Source organism: Deltaproteobacteria bacterium, from assembly GCA_020848745.1.
GTDB lineage: Bacteria > Desulfobacterota > Binatia > UTPRO1 > UTPRO1 > UTPRO1.
This window is the reverse complement of record JADLHM010000025.1, coordinates 1-15,371: the sequence shown is the minus strand read 5'-3', so window position 1 is coordinate 15,371 and position 15,371 is coordinate 1. Positions and strand designations below refer to the sequence as shown.

Below are 15,371 nucleotides of genomic sequence, written 5' to 3'. Positions count from 1 at the left end.
GCAACCAGCCCCGGTGATGGACGAAATCGCGGGGGCGAGCCGAATCGCGGCCGCGTCGGATCGCTCCACCGCGGCGCTCCAGGAGGTGAATTCACGGTGCGTACCATGAGGGGAGCGCTGCTCGCGCTCGCGATCGGCATCATCGTCGGCGTTGCCGCGACGTTGCAGTTCGGCTTGCCGGGGCGCAAACAGGGTACGGTCGGGGCGCCGGCGGCGAAGCCCGCGATCGCGCGCGCGCCGGCCGCGAACGCTCCCGTCGCGGAGGCGTCGGCGCCGAGCCCCGCCGGACTCGTCGCGCCGGCGACGGGCGCGGTGATCATCGCGCCCGATTTCGCCTCGCTCGCGGAACGGCTGAGCCCCGTCGTCGTCAACATCTCGACGCGTGCGCAGCGCACGGAGCAGGCGGACACGCCGCGCTTCCGCGGCCCCGGTCAACCCGGTCCGCAATGGCCCTTCGGCGAAGGCGATCCGCGCGACTTCACCGAGCCCTTCGAGCGCTTCTTCGGTCCGGGCCCGCGGCAGCGGCAGCAGCCGCAACGCAGCCTCGGCTCGGGCTTCGTCATCGACCCCGAGGGCTACATCCTCACCAACAACCACGTGGTCGAGAACGCCGACGAGATCGTCGTCCGCCTCGACAACGAGCAGGAGCACAAGGCGACCCTCGTCGGCAAGGATCCGAAGACCGACCTCGCGTTGCTGAAGATCGACGGCGTGAGCGGCCTCACGGCCGTGACGCTCGGCGACTCCGACACGCTGCGCGTCGGTGAGTGGGTGATGGCGATCGGCAATCCGTTCGGCCTCGACCACTCCGTAACGTCGGGTATCGTGAGCGCCAAGGGACGCTTCATCGGCGCCGGCAACTACGACGACTACATTCAGACCGACGCCGCCATCAATCCCGGCAATTCCGGGGGGCCGCTGCTGAACCTGCGGGGCGAGGTGGTGGGGATCAACTCGGCGATCTTCAGCCGCACCGGCGGCAACATCGGCATCGGCTTCGCGATTCCGGTGAATCTTGCGAAGGAGCTGGTTCCGCAGCTGCGCGAGAAGGGCAAGGTCACGCGCGGCTGGCTCGGCGTGCTCATCCAGAAGGTGACGCCCGAGATCGCCGAGTCGCTCGGCCTCGATCAGGCGCGTGGCGCGCTCGTGGCCGACGTCGTCGCCAGCGGCCCCGCCGCGGCGGCCGGCGTGAAGGTGGGCGATGTCATCGTCGAGTTCGACGGCCATCCGGTGAGCGAGTCGAACGAGCTGCCGATGCTGGTCGCGCGCACACCGCTCGACAAGCAGGTCACCCTCAAGGTGATGCGCGACAAGGAGTCGATGGAGTTCACGGTCACGATCGCCGAGCTCCAGGACGACGAGGCGCAGCTCGCGAGCGCGGGCGACAGCGAGAAGCTCGGGCTGAGCGTCCAGACGCTCACGCCGGAGATCGCCGAGAACCTCGGCGTCACCGAGACCAAGGGCGTCGTCGTGAGCAGCGTCGAGTCCGGCTCGGCCGCGGACGAGGCGGGCATCCGGCGCGGCGACGTGATCCTGGAGGTGAACCGGCAGGCCGTCGAGGACGTCGGCGACTACAAGGCCGCGCTCAAGAAGGTCGAGAAGGGCAAGAACGTGCTCTTGTTGGTCCGCCGCGGCGACAACACGATCTTCTTGGCGTTGAAGCCCCCCACATGAGCGCGAGCGCCGGGATCGCGCCGCGCCCCGCGCGCGCCGGTCCCGGTGGTCGATCCCCATGAGGCCGCCGCGCTCTCGTCGCTGGATCGCGTTCGCGGTGCCGGCGTCGCTGGCGGCCGCCGCGCTCGTCTACGCCACGGCCGCGTATCGCACCCTCGAGCGCACCGTCGCGGCGAAGCTCGACGGCCGCGCCTGGGCGGTGCCGTCGCGCGTCTACACGGGCGCCTTCGCGCTCTATCCCGGGCTCGAGATCGCCGGAACGGGGGTGCTCGAGCGCTTGAAGCGCCTCGGGTATCGCGAGGTCGACGTCGTGCGCGGCCGCGGCGAGTTCCACCGCGATCCCGGCGGCGAGTCGCTCGACGTCCACCTGCACGCGTTCCGCTATCCGCTTCATCCCGAGACCGGCCGCGCGCTCCGCCTGACGCTCGATCACGGCGTCGTCACCCGTATCGGCGACCTCGTGACCGACGAGGAGGTCTTCGACGCGCGGCTCGAGCCCGAGCCGCTCGCCGGGCTCTACGATCAGGTGTGGGAGGAGCGCTCCGTGGTGACGCTCGCCGAGATCCCGCCGCGCTTGGTGCAAGCGGTTCTCGCTGCCGAGGACAGCCGGTTCTTCGAGCACGGCGCCATCGACGTGCGGGGGGTCGTGCGAGCCCTCGTGCGGAACGTCGCCGCCGGCCGCGTCGTCGAGGGGGGCAGCACGCTCACGCAGCAGCTGATGAAGAACTTCTTCCTGACGGAGGAGCGCACGTGGAGCCGCAAGGCGCGCGAGCTCCTCATGGCGATCGTCACCGAGCGGCGCTACGCGAAGGAGCAGATCCTCGAGCACTATCTCAACGAGATCTACCTCGGGCAGAGTGGGGCCAAGGGGATCTTCGGCGTGGCCGAAGCCGCGCAGTTCTACTTCGGAAAGCAGCTCTCCGATCTCACGATCGGCGAGACGGCGCTCCTCGCGGGTCTCATCCGCGCGCCCAACGCCAACTCGCCCTTCCGGAGCCCGATGCGGGCGCAGGCGCGGCGCGACGTCGTGCTCACGGCGATGGCGGAGCACGGCGCGATCACGCCGCAGGAGGCGGAGGCCGCGCGCGCCGAGCCGCTCGCGCTCCGGCCGTACGTGACCGACCGCACCAACGCCCCGTACTTCGTGGATACGGTCCGGCGTCAGCTGCAGAACGCATATCCGCCGGAAGCGTTGACGGCCGAAGGCCTCCGCGTCTTCACCTCGCTCGACGGGGAGATGCAGGCGGCCGCCGAGGCGGCCGTGCGGGACGGGCTCGCCGAGCTCGAGCGGCTCCACCCGAAGCTGCGTCGCGACGAGCCCGAGGAGCAGCTCGAAGGGGCGCTCGTCGCGATCCACCCGGCGACCGGCGAGATCAAGGCGATGGTGGGCGGGCGCGACTACCGCATCACCCAGTTCAATCGCGCGACCGACGCTGCCCGTCAGCCCGGCTCGGTGTTCAAGCCGGTCGTGTACTATGCCGCCTTCGACCCCGACGCGGGCGAACCGCACTTCACGCCGACCTCGCGCCTGGAGGATGCGGCGTTCGCGTGGACCTACGAGGGCCGCACCTGGACGCCGGGCAACTACAAGGACCGCTATCGCGGCATGGTGACGGCGCGCGAGGCCCTCGAGGACAGCCTGAATGCGGCCACCGCGCGCCTCGCGTTCGAGATCGGGCTGCCGCGCGTCCTCGACGCCGCGGAGCACCTCGGCTTTCCCGGGCCGCTGCCGGCGCTTCCTGCCATCGTGCTCGGCGGGCTCGAGACGACGCCGCTCGTGGTCGCGGAGGTCTACGCCGTGTTCGCGAGCCAGGGGCAGCGGACGACGCCGCGCGCGATCACCCAGGTCGCGGACGAGCGCGACACCTTGATCGAGGGGCGGCCGCTCGACATCGCGAGCGTCGTGTCGCCGCAGGCCACGTATCTCGTGACCCACGTCCTCGAGGGCGCGATCGACCGTGGGACCGGCAGCGCGGCCCGGACCCTCGGTTTTCGGATCCCCGCCGCCGGCAAGACCGGTACCACCAACGACTACGGCGACGCCTGGTTCGCCGGATACACGCCGGACCTCGTGACGGTCGTCTGGGTCGGCTTCGATCGACGGCAGTCGCTCGGGCTCTCGGGCGCGCAGGCGGCGTTGCCGATCTGGAGCGCCTTCATGCGACGCGCGACCGCCGGGCGGCCGGCGCGCGACTTCGAGGTTCCGCAAGGCATCGTCCTCGCGACGGTCGATCCGGAGAGCGGCGGCCGCGCGACTGCCGCTTGCCCGCGAACGGTCGTCGAAGCATTTCTCGAAGCCGATGCGCCGACGGCCGATTGTCCGCTGCACGGAGGCGCGGCGCTCGACGAACGCGGAACGCCAGGCGCCGGTGACGAGTCGGAGCCTCCGCGGCCGAAGGGAGGGGGATTGTGGCGACGATGGTTCGGAAGGTGACGTGGTGCGATCGGGGGCTCGCGCTCACCGTGGCGCTCGCGTGTGCGCTCTCGGCCTGCACGTCCGCGGCCACGCGGACGGAGCGTGCGCGCGCGAGCCGCGGGGGCGATCACGATCGTCCACGGGTCGAGATCGCGCGGGCGCGGCCACCGGCGGCGCCGGTTCCTCCTCCGCCCATCCGTCCGAGCGAGGTCCGTCCCGATGACGGACCGCTCACCGCCAAGATCGACGCCAACACGCCGGCCGCCCGCGCCAACGCGCTCCGCCTCGCCGAGGAAGGTCGCCAGCGTCTCGCTGCCGGCGAGACCGCGCGCGCGATCGAGCTGCTCGAGCGCGCGATCGCGGTCGATGCGCGCGTGCCGTACTCGTATTTCTTCCTCGCCCGCGCCCATGCCGAGATGAGCCAGCCGGACCTGGCGCAGCGGTTCCTCGACCGCGCCGGCCAGAAGCTCGCGCACGAGCCCTACTGGAGGAGCCGCGTCGAGGAGCTTCGCGGCAAGCTCCTCGCCGGGGCCGGGAGGACGACCGAGGCCGATGCCGCCTATCGCCGCTCCCTCGATGCGTGGCCCGGGAACCGCGTCGCCGCGGAGGCGCTGACAGGCGCCGCGCGACGTGGCAAGGAAACGGGCGGCGGAGCTCCCTGACGCATGCGCGTGCTGGCCATCGAGACTTCCTGTGACGACACCGCGGCGGCCGTGCTCGACGCGAGCGGCGTTCGCGCGAGCATCGTCGCCTCGCAGGACATGGTGCACGGGAAATACGGCGGCATCGTGCCCGAGCTCGCGTCCCGACAGCACCTGGTGACGATCCTCCCCGTCATCGAGCGCGCGCTCGCCGACGCCGGCCTCGGGCTCGACGCGATCGAGGGCGTCACGGCGACGTACGGCCCGGGACTCGTCGGCTCCCTGCTGGTCGGTTTGCAGGTGGCGAAGGGCATCGCCTTCGAGCGCGCGCTGCCGTTCGTCGGCGTGAATCACCTCGAAGGCCACCTGCTCGCGATTCTGCTGGACCGTCCCGTCGCCTTTCCGTACCTGGGGCTCCTCGTCTCCGGCGGGCACACGAGCCTCTATCTCGTCGAGGGCGTCGGCCGGTACCGTCAGCTCGGGCGGACGCGCGACGACGCGGCGGGCGAGGCCTTCGACAAGGGCGCCAAGATGCTCGGGCTCGGCTTCCCCGGCGGTCGCGAGATCGATCGGCGTGCCGCCGCCGGCGACCGCGGCGCGATCCGCTTCCCGCGCGCCGCGCTCAAGAGCGGCGGCTACGACTTCAGCTTCAGCGGTGTGAAGACGTCGCTCCGGCAGTATCTGCTCGCTTCCGGAGGGGGGCTCGACGGCGGCGCGCGCCCGCTCGAGGACGTGTGCGCCAGCTTCCAGGAGGCGATCGTCGACATGCTCGTCGCCCCGACGCTGCGCGCCGCCGAGGAGCTCGGCGCGACGACGATCGTCGTGTCCGGCGGCGTCTCGGCCAACAGCCGCCTGCGGACCGCGATGAGCGAGGCGGGCACCGCGGCCGGTTTCGACGTCGCGTTTCCGCGCTTCGCGTACTGCACCGACAACGCGGCGATGATCGGGTACGCCGGGCGCGCGCGGCTTCTGCGCGGCGAGCGTCACGATCTCACGCTGAACGCGGCGGCGACCCTGCCGATCGGGGTATGAGCCGTCTCGCCGCCGAAACGCGCGCGCTCCTGCAGCGCGAAGGTCTCGCGCCCCGCAAGAGCCTCGGCCAGCACTTCCTCGTCGACCAGGGCGTGATCGGTCGCATGCTCGACCTCGCGCAGGTGTCCGCCCGCGACGCGGTGCTCGAGATCGGACCCGGGGTCGGCGCGCTCACCGACGTGCTCGCGGTGCGCGCCGCCCGGCTCTACATCGTCGAGTACGACCGCGGGCTGGCCATCGTCCTGCGCCGCAAGTTCGCCGCCCATCCCGAGGTGAAGGTGATCGAGGGCGATGCCCTCGAGGTGGATCTGCGGGGCGAGATCCCCGAGACCGACGTGAAGGTGGTCGCGAGCCTGCCGTACAACGTATCGGTGCCGATCCTCTTCCGCCTGATCGAGGAGCGCCACGTGTTCCCCGACCTGACGGTCATGGTGCAGAAGGAGGTCGCCGACCGGCTGCTGGCGAAGGTCGGGACACGCGCGTACGGCGGTCCGTCGGTGCTCTTCCAGCTCTACGCGGAGCCGATCGGCCGCTTCCGCGTCTCGTCGTCGGCGTTCTATCCGCGCCCGCAGGTCGCCTCGGAGGTGCTGCGCGTCCGGCTCGCGCCGAACCCGCGTGTGCCGGTCGCCGAGCCGCGTCTCCTCGCCGCGATCGTCCGCGCGGCCTTCAATCAGCGTCGGAAGATGCTGCGGAACGCCGTACAGACGCTCACCGAGCCCGCGGCGCTCCCCCCGTCGGTCTGGGAGGAGGTGTTCGCGGCGGCCGGCGTCGATCCCCGCGCGCGCGGCGAGACGCTCGATCTCGCGACGTTCGCGCGGCTTTCCGACGCCGTCGGGCGGGCGCTCGACGCGGCCGGTGTGCCGCGACGAACCCCGCAGTCGACGCGTTAGAGCCTCCCGTGCCGGAGCTCCCCGAAGTCGAGACGGTGCGGCGCGGGCTCGCCGGCGCCGTTACGGGGCGCCGCATCACGGCGGTCGAGGTCCACGAGCGCCGCCTGCGCCGGCGGCTCGCGCGCGACTTCGCGGCCCGGCTGACCGGGCGGCGCATCGAGCGCGTGCGCCGGCGCGCCAAGTACCTGCTTCTCGACCTCGATGACGGCGCCAGTTGGCTCGTGCATCTCGGCATGACGGGGACGATGGTCGTGCTGCCGGCGAGCGAGCCGCGGCGGATTCACACCCACGTCGTGGCCGCGCTCGACGACGGCCGGACCGTGCGCTTCCACGACCCGCGCCGCTTCGGGCTCATGCGGATCGGCCCCGCCGATGCGCTCACCGAGCTCGCGGCGCTCGGGCCGGAGCCCCTCGCCGCCGAGTTCTCCGCCGACTTCCTGCACGGCGTCGCCCGCCGGCAACGCCGGGCGGTGAAGAGCCTGCTCATGGACCAGCAGGTGGTCGCCGGTCTCGGCAACATCTACGTCAACGAGATCTTGTTCGGCGCCGGCATCCGCCCGGGCCGGCGCACCTCGCGGGTGACGCGCGCCGACGCCGCACGCATCGTCGCCGAGACCGGGCGCGTGCTCGCCGAGGCGATCGAGCTGCGCGGCTCGTCGATCTCCGACTACCGCGACGAGCGCGGCGAGCCGGGGGCTTTCCAGCACACGTTCCGGGTGTACGAGCGCGCCGGTGAGCCGTGCCGCCGCTGCGGCGGCGTGATCCGCCGGCGCGTGATCGTCGGCCGGAGCTCGTTCTATTGTCCCCAGTGTCAGCGTTGACCCCAGAGGAGACATGCTCATGCCACGACGCACCTCGATGCTGCTCGTCGCCGCCCTCGTGACGCTCGCGGCCCCCGCCTTCGCCGGCACGCAGGAGGAGATCGACCGCCTGTTCTCCGAAGCCGCGAGCCTCGAGTCGCGTGGCCAATGGAGCCTCGCGTCGTCGAACTACTCGAAGATCCTCGACAAGGATCCCGAAAACGCGCTCGCGCACTACCACCTCGCGACGTGCCAGGTCCGGGTCGGCATGAACGACTACGCGATCAAGCACTTCAACGAGGCGATCCGCATCGATCCGAACATGGAGGAGGCGCGCGAGGGGCTCGAGGGCGTGTACGTGACGCGCGGCCTGCTCGCGCGACAGGGCGGCAAGAGAAGCGAGGCGCTCGCCGCGTTCGAGGAGGCCGTGAAGGCGAATCCCACGTCGGCGAGCGCGGCGCTCGAGCTCGGCGCCGAGCTCGAAGACCAGGGGCAGAGCGCGCGTGCCGAGGAGGTCTACGCCAAGGCCGCGGCGGCGTCGCCGAACGACGCGGCCACCCACGCCAAGCTCGGCGCCGTGTTCGCGGAGCGCGGCATGAACGATCGCGCCGCGACCGAGCTCGAGACGGCCGTCCGCCTGAATCCCCGCGACGCGGCTTCCCACAAGACGCTCGGTTACGTCTACGCGGCGCTCGGGAAGCGCGACAAGGCCGTCGCCGCGTTCCACGAGGCGATGCGGCAATACGTGCTCGTCGGCGACATGGTCGGCGGCACCGAAGCGGAGTCGCTCGAGAAGAAGGCGAAGGCCGGCCAACCGCTCGGGGCGCCGCGCGCGCTCAGCTCGCCTTGAGCGGCTCGCCCTTGGCGTTCTTCTCGCGCAGGAGGGCGAGCAGGCGCTCGGGCCCGCCGTTCGACACGACGTCCTGAAACTGCGAGCGGAAGTTCGAGACCAGGCTCACGCCTTCGATCACCACGTCGATGATCTTCCAGGTTCCGCCCTTCTGGCGCAGGCGGTAATCGACCAGGATGTCGTTGGCGCCGCCGCGGACGACCTTCGTCTTCACGGTGGCGTCGCCGCCGCTCTCGGACCGCGTCCCGGTGATCTGCACCTTCTCTTCCTTGTAGTTCTCGACGTTCCGTCCGTAGGTCATCGAGAGGTGGTTCTTGAAGAGGTCCATGAACTCGTCGCGCTGCCCCTCGTCGAAGCGGCTCCAGTTGCGGGCGAGCACGAGCTTGGAGAGCGTCTCGAAGTCGACGCTCTGGAGCACGACGTCCTCGACGCGCTTGCGCTTCGCCTCGGTCGACAAGCTCTGGTCGAGGAGGATCGCGATCACGCCGCTCGTCGTCTTCTCGACGACGGCCGCGGCGGCGTCTTCCGCCGACCACGCCGCGCGTGGCACGGCGGCTGCCAGCGCGAGCACGGCGACGAGCGCGGAGAAGCTATTTCGAGCCTTCGATGGCGTTGAGGTCATAGAGATCGTCGGTCGGCGCCTGGCCGCTCTCCTCCTGTTGGTCGTTCACGAGCGCCGTGCGCCGCTGATAGTACGCGTTCCGCGCGAAGACGTAATAGTCGAGGGACGCCTCCTTCGCGTTGCGGACCTCGTCCAGGTACTGGGCCCGGGTGTTGACGACGTTCACGACCCCGGCCCCCGTCCACCAGAACGAGTTGAGGACGAGCGGCGTGATGCTGAGCACGTAGTCGACCGGCATGCCGGCCGTGTCGCGCGGGTTGGACGGTCCGAAGAGCGGGAGCACGAGATACGGCCCCGGCGGGACGCCCCAGACGCCGAGCGTCTGCCCGAAGTCCTCGTTGTGCTTGGTCAGGCCCCAGAGGGTCGCGGGGTCGAACAGACCGGCGATGCCGAAGCTGGTGTTCACCATGAAGCGGCCGACGTCGATCGCCGCCGCGCCGGGCTTCCCCTGCAGCAGGTTGTTCACCATCACCACCGGAAAACGCAGATTCGCGAAGAAATTGGAGATGCTGGTCTCGGCGCGCTCGGGCATCACCACGTCCCAGCCCTTGGCGACGGGCTCGAGGACGTAGACGTCGCACTGGTCGTTGAACCAGAAGATACCGCGGTTCATGCGCTGCCACGGGTCGTAGTCGGCACCCGGCTGCTCCTCCGCGCGCGCGGCGGCGGGCGCCGCGAGTGCGAGCGCGATCAGCAGGGCGGGCATCGTTCGCATCAGGGCCATCGGGTGCTCCTCTACTCTTCTTTCTTCGTGTCGCTCTCGCCGGGAGCGTTGTGCACCAGTTTGCCGATCAGGCGCTCGAGAATCACCGCCGATTCGGTGAAGGTGATCTCGTCGCCGGGCTTCAGCATCTGCTCCTCGCCGCCGAGTTGGAGCGCGACGTAGCGGTCGCCGAGGAGGCCGGCCGTCTGGATGGACGCGGTCGTATCGGTCGGCAGCGCGAGATTCGGGTCGAGGTCGAGGGTGGCTCGAGCGCGGTAGTCCTCGCCGAGCTCGATGTCGGAGATCTGGCCGACCTTGACGCCGGAGATGACCACCGGTGCGCGCACCTTGAGCCCGCCGGTCTGATCGAAGGACGCGTAGAGGGTGAGGCCGCCCGGGCCGCTGTAGGAGAGCCCGCCGACGCTGATCGAGAGGTAGGCGATCGCGCCGAGTCCGGCGAGAACGAAGAGGCCGACGACGAGGTCGCGGAGGGGGGATCGAGTCATGGTCACACTCCCCAGAGGGCGGTCACGAAGTAGTCGAAGATGAGGATGCTGACCGATCCGACGACCACGGTGGACGTCGTGGCGGCGCTCACGCCCGCCGACGTCGGCGCCGCGTGGTAGCCGCGATAGGTCGCGATCAGGCCGACCAGCACGCCGAAGATGAGCGCTTTCAGCAGGCTTCCGAGGACATCGTCGCGGAAATCGACCGCCGATTGCAGGCTCGCCAGGTAGTTGCCGCCGTCGAGCCCCATCAGCCCCACGCCGACGAGATATCCGCCGGCGAGGCCGCACACAATGAAGAGCGCCGAGAGGAGCGGCATCACGGCGATCATCGCCGAGACCTTCGGCTGCACGACGAGGTCGACCGGGTCCACCGACATCATGCGGAGCCCGTCGAGCTGTTCGGTCGCGACCATCGTGCCGATCTCGGCGGCGGTCGCGGAGCCGGCGCGTCCCGTCGCGAGCAGCGCCGTCAGTACCGGCCCGAGCTCGCGGACGAGGCTCAGTCCCACCACCGCCCCGAGCGATTCGGCCGCGCCGAATCGCACCAGCGTATTGTATCCCTGGAGGCCGAGCACCATGCCGACCGCGAGCCCGCAGACGCAGATGATGACGAGCGACAGCACGCCGAGCTTGTAGAGCTCGTCGAGGAAGAGCCGGAAGCGCCAGGGCGGCATCACGGTCGCGCGCACCACCTGGAGCGTGAAGGTCGCGAGCGCGCCGAGGTCGGCGACGAAGCGCAGCGCCGCCCACCCGAGATCCTGGACCGGCCGCAGCATCAGCGCGCGCCTCTCACGCGGGCCTCGCGGCGGCGGACGTGCCGGGGAGGTCGTCGGGCGCGCCGACCGACGGATCCTCGCCGTCGCTCAGGAACGCGACGATGCGCGGATCGGTGCTCGCCCGCAGTTCCGCCGGGGTGCCTTCGACCGGTCCGTCGGGGAGGAGCACGACGACGTGATCGGCCATCCGCATGGTCGACGGAATGCTGTGCGAGACGACGATCAAGGTGACACCGCGGAGCCGGTTGATCTCGACGAGGAGCCCTTCGATCCGGCGCGCCGAGATCGGGTCGAGACCGGAGAACGGCTCGTCGCAGAGCAGGATGACGGGCTCGCGCACGATGGCGCGGGCGAGCGCGACGCGCTTCACCATCCCGCCCGAGAGCTGTCCCGGCAGGAGCGCGTCGACGTTCTGCAGGCCTACCGCTTCGATGCACGCGTGGACGGCGTCGGCGATCTCGCGCGCCGAGAGGCGCGTGTGCTCGCGGAGCGGGAACGCGAGGTTGTCGAACACCGTCAGCGAGTCGAGGAGCGCGCCCTGCTGGAACATCATCCCGAGCTTCTTGCGGACCCGGTAGAGCTCGGACTCCGAGAGCCGGGTGACGTCTTCGCCGTCGACGACGACCGCGCCGGCGCGCGGCTGCACGAGGCCGCCGATCGTCCGCAGCAACGTGCTCTTGCCCGAGCCGCTGCCGCCGAGGATCACCGAGATCCTGCCGCGCGGGAAGCGGCACGACAGATCCCGCAACACCTCGCGCGTGCCGAACGCCACGCGCACGCGCGAAAGCTCGACGTGCGCTTCGGTCATGCGGAACGGGGGATGCGGAGCCGCGGGGGATGACGCGTCACGGACGCCCTTCTAACAGCATCGGGGCTCCAGAACGAGGGGCGGCGCGAACGGATACGCGTAGCCGGCGCCGCCGTTGCCCGACGCCGGACGCACGGGCTTGGCTGGCGCGCATGACCCGCTGGTGCCGCCGCATGGTCCGCGCGCTCCGCCGCCATGCGCGGCGCGCGCGCGTCCGCGTCACGCGCGACCGGCTGCGCTGGTCGGTGCGGGTGCGTGCCACCGTCATCGTCGTGTTCCTCGCGGTCGCTGTCGCCGGATGGCTGCGCGGCGTGCTGCCGGCGCTCGGCCCGGCGCTCGTCGCGGCGGTCGTCGGCGGCGTCATGAATCGGCTCGCGGCGGGTCGGATCGCGCGGTGGGAGCGCATTCCGCAGATGCTGGCATGGACGGGGGTGGGCGACGCGGTGCTCATCACCTACGTCGTGGCGCGGACGGGCGGCACCGCGAGCCCGTTCCTCTTCCTCTATGTCGTCCAGGTGCTCACGACCGCGATCGTGGTCGACGTCGGGCTCGGCGCGGCGATGGGCGCCATGAGCCTCGCGCTCCTGGCCGTCGCGTCGCTCGCGGGTCCGGCCGGGCTCGGGGACGCCGGGCGGCCCGTCGCCGCCGCGGAGACCGCCGTCCGTCTCGCCTCGCTCGGGACCACGCTCCTCCTCCTCGTGCTCGTGGGCGGAGTGCTGACGCGCCGGCTGATCAAGAACGAGCGCGACCTCGCGGGCACCCATCGCCGGCTCGCGCGTTCGCTCCGTCGGGTCACCGCGACGCACGCCTCGCTGCGGGACGCGTACGATCGGCTCGCGCGCGCGGAGGCGGGGCTCGTCGAGACCGACCGCATGAAGACCTTGCAGCTCCTGGTCGCCGGCATGGCCCACGAGCTCGGGAATCCGCTCGCGGTCCTCGCCGGCACGATCGAGCCCCTCACGGAGGCGGTGCGCGCCTACGAGCGCGCGCTCGCGACCTGCGCGCTCGGCGGCCTCGCCGGCGTGCCGCCGGCGGCCGCGAGCGCCGCGCTCGCCGACGCCGCGGAGGCGCGGCGGGAGACGCCGCTCCTGCTCGCGAACTGCGCCGAGGCGACGAGCCGCGCGACGGGCCTCCTCGCGCAGCTCCGCGATTTCGGTCGCGGCGGCAAGGGAACGGTGCGGCGCGCGGCGCCGCTCGCGCCCGGGCTCGTCGCCACCTTGGCGCTCCTGCGCTATCGCGTCCCGCCCGGCGTGACCGTCCACGAGGATTACGCCGACGTGCCCCCCGTCGTCTGCGTGCCCGCGGAGATCAACCAGGTCGTCATCAACCTCCTGATGAACGCGCTCGACGCGCTTGCGTCCGGGGGCAACCTCTGGCTCGCGCTCGCGCGCGACGGCGGAGACGTCTGCGTGGTCGTCCGCGACGACGGCGGCGGCATCGCGGCCGACCTCCTGCCGAGCGTCTTCGATCCGTTCGTCACCACGAAGGAGTCTGGGCGCGGAAGCGGCCTCGGCCTCGCGATCTCGCGCGCCATCGTCGCGCGCCACGGCGGGCGCATCGAGGTCGCGTCGGCGTGCGGGCAGGGGACCGCCGTCACCGTGCGCCTCCCCGCGGCCGATGCGGCGCCGCGGTCGTGAGCGGCGCAGCGCTCCGCGCGCGGGATCGGAATCTCGCGCGGGAGGGGCGTCAGAGCTCGGTCGGCATCCGGACGTCGAGGCGGTCGCGGAGGCCGTCCCCCAGGAAGTTCAGCCCGAGCACCGTCACGAGGATCGCGAGCCCGGGAAAGACGGTGAGGTGCGGCGCCACGAGCACGAACGCGCGGCCGTCGTTCAGCATCGCGCCCCACGACGGCGTCGGCGGCTGGGCGCCGAGCCCGAGGAAGCTGAGCGACGCCTCGGCGACGATCGCCGCCGCCATGCCGAACGTCGCCTGCACGAGCATCGGCGTCGCGAGGAGCGGCGCGACGTGACGGACGAGAATGCGGCGCTCCGGCACGCCGAGCGCGCGCGCCGCCTCCACGAACTCGCGCTCGCGCAGGCGCACGACCTCGCCGCGCGCGAGGCGCGCGTAGCCGGTCCAGCCGATCAGGCAGAGGGCGATGACGACGTTGCGGAGGCTCGGCCCGAGGACGCCCGTGAGTGCGATGGCGAGGAGCAGGCCGGGGAAGGCGAGCAGCACGTCGACGACCCGCATGACGACCTCGTCGACCCAGCCGCCCGCGAAGCCCGCGAGCGCGCCGATCGTGGCGCCGATCCCGAGCGACACGAGGACCGTCACGACGCCGACCGCGAGCGACACGCGCGTGCCGTAGACGACGCGTGCGAGGATGTCGCGCCCGAGCTTGTCCTGCCCGAGCGGGTGCGCCGCGCTCGGCGGCGCGAGGTTCTCAGCGAGCACCTGCGTGGTCGGGTCGTACGGCGCGATCCAGGTGGCGGCGGCCGCGACGACGAGCAGTGCCGCGAGGAGCGTTGCGCCGAGCAGCATGCGCAGCGAGTGGGTGCGTGCTCTCACGAGCGGGCGCGGGTCGCGGCGGCGCCGATCCGGGGGTCGAGCCACCCGTTCACGACGTCGGCGAGCGCGTTGGCGACCACGAACCCGGCCGCGATGGCGAGGATGCAGCCCTGCACCACCGGGTAGTCGCGCTGATTGATGGCGTCGATGAGGAGCCGGCCGAGGCCGGGCCACGCGAAGATCGTCTCGGTGATGACCGTGCCGGCGAGGAGGGCGCCGAACTGGAGGCCGAGGATGGTCACGACCGGGGCGAGCGCGTTGCGGAGCGCGTGGCGCGCCAGGATGCGGCCGCGGCTCACGCCCTTGGCGCGCGCGGTGCGGACGTAGTCCTCCGCGAGGCAGTCGAGGACGCTCGCACGCGTCATGCGCGTCAGGATCGCCGCCATGCCGAAGCCGAGGGTCGCGGCCGGCAGCACGAGGTGCGCCCACGTCCCGCGGCCGGAGACCGGCAGCCAACCGAGATCGATCGCGAAGAGGATGATGAGCATCGGCCCGAGCCAGAAGCTCGGCACCGAGACCCCGAGGAGCGCCAACCCGACCGATCCGCGGTCGATCCAGGTGCCGGGGCGCGCCGCCGCGGCGAGCCCGAGGGGCAGCGCCAGCGCGACGGCGACGGCCAGCGCCGCGAATGTCAGCTCCGCGGTCGCGGGGAGGCGCTCGGCGAGGAGGCGCGCGACCGGCGTCCCGTGGACGAGCGAGCGGCCGAGCTCGCCCCGCGCGAGCCCGGCGAGGAAGGCCGCGTACTGCACGGCGACCGGCCGGTCGAGGCCGAGCCTCCGGCGGAGCGCCTCGCGGTCCGCCGGGGCTGCGCTCTCGCCGAGCATCACGTCGACGGGGTCCCCGGGGACGAGGTGGACCAGGAGAAAGACGAGGGTCGCGGCCGCGAGCATCGTCGGGACGGTGAGCGCGAGACGACGGAGCGCGAGTCGCGGCATCGGCGCCGACCCTAGCGAGCGTCGCGCGCCTCCGCCAGATGGATGGGGCTCCCCGCGCGGAGCGCGCGGCCGCGTGCGCTCAGAGGTTGTGAAGAAATCCCCGGACCGAGCCGGGCGAAGAGCGCCGAGCAGCGCAAGGAGCAACCCGCAGGAATACCTGGAAGGTATTCCGAGGACGTGCGACGCCGCGATGCGACGGCGCTC

At 71.8% G+C, this 15,371-nt stretch carries 15 protein-coding genes; 8 read left to right on the top strand and 7 right to left on the bottom strand.

What is annotated here, in order from left to right:
* Positions 1-105 precede the first annotated feature (105 nt).
* Genes IT293_03470 through IT293_03440 form a run of 7 tightly spaced genes read left to right on the top strand, consistent with a single transcriptional unit; the run spans position 106 to position 8,303 of the window.
* On the top strand, positions 106-1,674 hold the full coding sequence (locus IT293_03470) for a DegQ family serine endoprotease (GenBank protein MCC6763699.1): 1,569 nt from the start codon (positions 106-108) through the stop codon (positions 1,672-1,674).
* A gap of 58 nt (positions 1,675-1,732) precedes the next feature.
* Positions 1,733-4,108, top strand: coding sequence for a PBP1A family penicillin-binding protein (locus IT293_03465; protein MCC6763698.1), 2,376 nt, complete (start codon positions 1,733-1,735; stop codon positions 4,106-4,108).
* Complete coding sequence (locus tag IT293_03460; GenBank protein MCC6763697.1) at positions 4,084-4,752, top strand: tetratricopeptide repeat protein; 669 nt, start codon at positions 4,084-4,086, stop codon at positions 4,750-4,752. Before IT293_03465 ends, IT293_03460 begins: the two co-directional genes overlap by 25 nt.
* 3 nt (positions 4,753-4,755) lie before the next feature.
* Positions 4,756-5,763 (top strand): tRNA (adenosine(37)-N6)-threonylcarbamoyltransferase complex transferase subunit TsaD, encoded by a 1,008-nt coding sequence (gene tsaD / locus IT293_03455; GenBank protein ID MCC6763696.1) that lies wholly within the window; start codon positions 4,756-4,758, stop codon positions 5,761-5,763.
* On the top strand, positions 5,760-6,653 hold the full coding sequence (gene rsmA, locus IT293_03450; GenBank protein MCC6763695.1) for a 16S rRNA (adenine(1518)-N(6)/adenine(1519)-N(6))-dimethyltransferase RsmA: 894 nt from the start codon (positions 5,760-5,762) through the stop codon (positions 6,651-6,653). Before tsaD ends, rsmA begins: the two co-directional genes overlap by 4 nt.
* Positions 6,654-6,661: 8 nt before the next feature.
* On the top strand, positions 6,662-7,474 hold the full coding sequence (mutM, locus tag IT293_03445) for a bifunctional DNA-formamidopyrimidine glycosylase/DNA-(apurinic or apyrimidinic site) lyase (protein ID MCC6763694.1): 813 nt from the start codon (positions 6,662-6,664) through the stop codon (positions 7,472-7,474).
* Between the two features lie 19 nt (positions 7,475-7,493).
* The gene (locus IT293_03440) at positions 7,494-8,303 is read left to right on the top strand and encodes a tetratricopeptide repeat protein (protein MCC6763693.1); all 810 of its coding nucleotides are present in this window, start codon (positions 7,494-7,496) and stop codon (positions 8,301-8,303) included.
* Here the strand turns inward: IT293_03440 and IT293_03435 are convergent.
* From IT293_03435 to IT293_03415, 5 genes are read right to left on the bottom strand one after another with little or no spacing between them, the layout of a single operon-like run.
* Positions 8,290-8,874 (bottom strand): ABC transporter substrate-binding protein, encoded by a 585-nt coding sequence (locus IT293_03435; GenBank protein ID MCC6763692.1) that lies wholly within the window; start codon positions 8,872-8,874, stop codon positions 8,290-8,292. The two genes, IT293_03440 and IT293_03435, sit on opposite strands and share 14 nt — an antisense overlap.
* A gap of 19 nt (positions 8,875-8,893) precedes the next feature.
* Positions 8,894-9,649 carry a VacJ family lipoprotein gene (locus tag IT293_03430; protein ID MCC6763691.1) on the bottom strand — a complete coding sequence of 252 codons (756 nt, stop codon included), beginning with the start codon at positions 9,647-9,649 and terminating at the stop codon, positions 8,894-8,896.
* Between the two features lie 11 nt (positions 9,650-9,660).
* A complete protein-coding gene (mlaD, locus tag IT293_03425) occupies positions 9,661-10,134 on the bottom strand; it encodes an outer membrane lipid asymmetry maintenance protein MlaD (protein ID MCC6763690.1) in 474 nt (157 codons plus the stop codon).
* A 2-nt stretch (positions 10,135-10,136) separates the two neighbouring features.
* Positions 10,137-10,913, bottom strand: a complete 777-nt coding sequence (locus tag IT293_03420; GenBank protein MCC6763689.1) for an ABC transporter permease — start codon at positions 10,911-10,913, stop codon at positions 10,137-10,139.
* 13 nt (positions 10,914-10,926) lie between these two features.
* On the bottom strand, positions 10,927-11,721 hold the full coding sequence (locus tag IT293_03415; protein MCC6763688.1) for an ATP-binding cassette domain-containing protein: 795 nt from the start codon (positions 11,719-11,721) through the stop codon (positions 10,927-10,929).
* Positions 11,722-11,873: 152 nt separating this feature from the next.
* Here IT293_03415 and IT293_03410 point away from each other — a divergent pair, with 152 nt between their 5' ends.
* A complete protein-coding gene (locus tag IT293_03410) occupies positions 11,874-13,358 on the top strand; it encodes a HAMP domain-containing histidine kinase (protein MCC6763687.1) in 1,485 nt (494 codons plus the stop codon).
* A 49-nt stretch (positions 13,359-13,407) separates the two neighbouring features.
* On the opposite strand, the gene IT293_03405 is transcribed toward IT293_03410, so the two are convergent.
* A complete protein-coding gene (locus IT293_03405) occupies positions 13,408-14,205 on the bottom strand; it encodes an ABC transporter permease (GenBank protein ID MCC6763686.1) in 798 nt (265 codons plus the stop codon).
* A gap of 23 nt (positions 14,206-14,228) precedes the next feature.
* Positions 14,229-15,167, bottom strand: coding sequence for an ABC transporter permease (locus IT293_03400; protein ID MCC6763685.1), 939 nt, complete (start codon positions 15,165-15,167; stop codon positions 14,229-14,231).
* Positions 15,168-15,371 lie beyond the last annotated feature (204 nt).